At 27.9% G+C, this 4,367-nt stretch carries 3 protein-coding genes and 1 pseudogene; all 4 read right to left on the bottom strand.

Translation table 11 applies throughout. The features are described from left to right. Nucleotides 1-387: KxYKxGKxW signal peptide domain-containing protein (locus HMPREF2802_RS02275; protein WP_176744764.1), on the bottom strand; the 387-nt coding region annotated here is incomplete at its 3' end. A 752-nt stretch (nucleotides 388-1,139) separates the two neighbouring features. Further along, on the bottom strand, nucleotides 1,140-1,334 hold the full coding sequence (locus HMPREF2802_RS02270; RefSeq protein WP_002497246.1) for a VOC family protein: 195 nt from the start codon (nucleotides 1,332-1,334) through the stop codon (nucleotides 1,140-1,142). Nucleotides 1,335-1,400: 66 nt separating this feature from the next. Beyond that, nucleotides 1,401-3,072 (bottom strand): annotated as a pseudogene (locus HMPREF2802_RS11960) (IS1182 family transposase). Between the two features lie 257 nt (nucleotides 3,073-3,329). After that, nucleotides 3,330-4,181: a nuclease gene (locus HMPREF2802_RS02260; protein WP_256277913.1), complete on the bottom strand. Its 852-nt coding sequence runs from the start codon at nucleotides 4,179-4,181 to the stop codon at nucleotides 3,330-3,332. Nucleotides 4,182-4,367 lie beyond the last annotated feature (186 nt).

The following is a 4,367-nucleotide window of genomic DNA, read 5'->3' as shown; positions in this document are numbered from 1 at the left end:
ACTATCTTTGCTTTCTGTACTTGCAGCACTGTCTTTACTTTCTGTAGTAGATGTTTGATCACCTACGGTAGTACTATTAGAACTTATTTCAGAAGTTACAGGTGTTTCCGATGCAGCAAATACTTCGTGGTTATTTAACATGTTGAAAGTAAATGATCCACCTACTAAAGCTGATGTTTTCAATGCATTTTTTTTGAATTTTGATTTTTGAGAATTCAATTCTTCACCAATAGACACTTTTTGACCTGCAAAAGGTAAACCCATCACTCTCATTAGTTGTATTTCTCTAATTCCAGCTTTAACCCAATTCTTTCCAGATTTGTATAGTCGCACTCTCGCTTTTTCTTCTGCAAAACTCTCATTTAATTTTTTGTTTTTATTCGACATATTTTCCTCCATTACTTGCAGTATAACGATTTATTATCTGATTTTTTTGTTTTTAATACTTGTATGATTTTAACATCAAAAACATGATAGTACAATTAAATTTACACAAACTATTTGTAAAGATAACAAAATTACATTTACATTTTATTTTATTATTTACAAAATATTATATATAATATTTTATATTTCTCTCTGAGTTTTATGTATTCACAATTAAATATATAAAACATCTAAAAACAAACTTATTATACCTAAGATTGCATAAAAAGTTATCCCTGTTCGTATGTAAGATATAAAATCTATAGTACGAATAAGAAAAATCAAACGTCACCATCATATACGTTCGATTTTTCTTATTATATGAAAGTTAACAAGATTTATAACATTTGTGTTGTCAGTAATTTATCTACTAACCATTTTTATGATCTAGCTAACGAAAGTGATTAAAAACAGGATGAATGTAGGGATATGCTAACTATGTTAATGTCTAATAAAACCATTAGCCTATGAAAACAGGCAGGTCAACTCGCAGTTTTAGAATTAATTAAGGGGTAAAGTTGTAGTAAACGGAATGAATAACGAATTATTCATTAAGAAAGATCAATTGAGGGTATAATAAAAAATTCTTCAAAAAAGATGGTAAATACACCAACTCAATAAGACTTGCTCATGGAAAGTGTAAGTTGTGAGTATTGATTACCGATAAATAATTCATTGGCGTTACTGAGATAATAATTACTGTTTACACTTTATTATCCAGGAATAAAGACTTCAGATTCGCTATCTTTTGGATAATAGTAGCCGTTTGGTATTGCCTGTAATTCTATTAACGTATTAAATGATGCTTTGATATAAACACTTTTACTACCTTTAGAATCTTCATATGTTGAATTGTCATGAGTTTCAGATAAAAGCTTAGCCCCATCATGTTTTAATTTTTCTAACACGTCTTCGATATGATCCACTATGAATGAGTGTAACTTTACTTACTATATGACAATATTTTTACCTAATTAATGAAAAAAAAGAGTCCGGGACATAAAGTTCCTGGATAAGTAAATAAAGACAATTTCTATTGAAATAATATAGAAATTGTCTTTATTATAATGTATTTGATTATTTTCAGCTCGTTGAGTTGTTACTTTTCTTATATTAAGTGCCATTAGCACAAATCCTAGTTCTCTTTTGACTTTATTTATCCCTCAAACAGATATTCGAGTGAAACCAAAAATAGCCTTCATAAATCTAAAAACAGGATCCATATCAATCTTTCTTTGACTGTAGATGTTTTTGGTTCTGAAAACTTTTATTAATTTGGGCTTTAAAATATTCCTAATTATAATTCTTCATTATTTTTTTATTTTTTTTTGAATTGAAGTTCATACATTGGTGTTTCAGCGGATATTCTGAACAATCATCATATTCATATAATTTAAAGTCTCGTTTAAAACCATACTTATCATGGCGATATGCATATCTTTTGAATCCTATTCTTTTATTGTTCGGACAAATGAATTCATTGTTAATTTCGTCATAATCCCAATTTTGAGTATTAAAGATGTCACTTTTATATTTTTTAGTTTTATCTTTTATAAACATTCCATAAGTTATGAGTGACGTTCGATTAAAATTATCTATAATTGCCATATAATTTGATTCGCTACCATAACCTGCGTCACCTAAAATATATTCAGGTAAATGACCGTAGGTCTCTTGAATTGAATTTAAAAATGGTATCATCATTCTTGTATCAGTGGGATTTTGATACACATTATAAGATAAAACAAATTGTTAATTTGTCGCTATTTGTAAATTATACCCTGGCTTGAGTTGTCCGTTTTTCATATAATCTTCTTTCGTTCTCATAAATGTGGCATCATGGTCCGTTTTAGAATAACTATTTCTATTTTTTAAAATAGATTTTTGGACTTCGTATCTATGCTTTCACTCAGAGTAATCATTAATTTGTTTTTTGTATTTTTTAATTTAGTTCTTTTAAGCCGTATTTGTTTTCTTATTTTAGTACATTTTTCATTATCAATATGTTGGTTTAAATCTTCGATCTCTTTATCTAAATGACTACCAATCAAATCTATTTCTTCTTTTGTTAAGTCATTATCGTGATCTGTTTTAATCTCAGGTATGATATTATTTGTCATCAATTCATGATAGAGTGCTTTAGAATCTTCATTCATTCTTGTCTCATGGTTTTAAGTACTATTTTTTCATACAAATGTATATCGATTGGCATTCGCCTCAACTTTCGTACCATCAATAAAAATGGCCTGATCATCTATAAGATTTTGTTTCAAACACTGACTATGAAATTGAATAAATAATGATTCTAATAAAGCATCTACTTTTGGATTTATTCTAAATCGATTAATCATTTTATAAGAAGCCTTTTGATTTTGTGATAGCTACATCATTCGGATGCTGTCATTAAGTAATTTTTCTATCTTACGTCCTGAAAACACAGATTGTGTGTAGGCATATAGAATTACTTTTAACATCATTTTTGGATGGTATGATGTTGCACCACGATGATGTCTGAATTCATCGAATTCTGTCTTATGGATTGTTTCAACAAATGACATTTACATGTATTGAAATGTCATTTGTTGGGATAAGAACTGAAGTTTCCATTGGTAGAGTAAGTTGAGTCATGTTATAATCTTTATAAATAAGGCACCTCGTTAATTTAGTTTAGTGAAGTTTATTAAATTATACGAAAGCGCCTTATTTTTTTAAGTATTTCAATGTAAAATTACATATAAACACAAAGTATATTGGCGAGACTCTTGAGGGAACAGGACAAGCTGAAGCTATCCCCTAATAAAGCGAGCCAACAATATGAAGTATTGTAAATAAAGAAGCCAGTAAATGAATTTATAAAAACTCATTTACTGGCTATTTTGCTAGGAATTATGTTTCAGCCTCATCTAGAAATAGATTTTTTTATTTTGTACTGTTTTTCTTGCTTGCTCTGTAAAATGAAATTCTTCTAATCCATTCACTAATGAATTATAGTAATAGCCTAACAGTGCTTGGACTGATTCTTGTTTCTTTTTCATTTCTCGATTGACAGTTATTAAAATATCAATGATTTTTTTCGATAAAAAGGAGTTTTCTTCGAACATAAAGAATAAAACATCATCACGTCTATTAGCTGCTTCTTTTTTAGCTTGCATAATTTTATTTATAATACTTATGCTATCAGCTAATATATACCTACTTTTAATGAATTCTTGTAAATCTTTAGGTAAGGGTTTTAATAAATGAGCTTGTTCATCAATTAGTAAATAATTATTTTCATGGTTTGAATGAAGTGAATGGTTATTTATTTTAGGCATACTATTTATATTATTACCACTCATTCCATTCGAACCATTATTGTTACTATTAGTATTATTGTTATTAGTATTATTAATGTTCTGACTTTCTGTATACGCACTTTCCGTATTCGAATTAGCCGTATACGGATTTTCAGGAAACGGCTTTTCTACAGCACTTTGCTCTTTATTTTCCAAAGAACTTTCTAGCTTTTGACAGTCTAAATTTTTGTAAGTTAATACAATTGATTGTTCATTTTCTATTGCAAAAATTTGAGCGTCTTTTATACCTTCATTAATATCTTCTTTATTGTCACTAAAAATATATTCAAGCTTTAAGAATTGATTATTAGAATTTTGTTTAAATTCTAATCTAGCAATGTAACCAGCTTTAATTAATTTTTTTAGTGCAGAATAATGAGCATCACGACCGTTCTTAGATCGTTTAATAATTTCAGACATATGAAGATTCCAATTATCTGAATTAGATAAGAAAATAGATAATAATGCTTTGGATTCTAATGTAAGTTGTTCATCATTTAATAAATCATTTGATATTTGTGTAAATTTTGATTTTCGAACGTTTCTATAAGATGTTGTTGTTGACATAGTAAATAAGGTTCTGTTGCAAAGTTGAATTTATAGTAT

Source organism: Staphylococcus sp. HMSC071G07, from assembly GCF_001811435.1.
Taxonomy (GTDB): Bacteria; Bacillota; Bacilli; order Staphylococcales; family Staphylococcaceae; genus Staphylococcus; species Staphylococcus pettenkoferi.
Note: the sequence above shows the minus strand (reverse complement) of the source record. Positions and strands in the feature narration are given on the sequence as shown.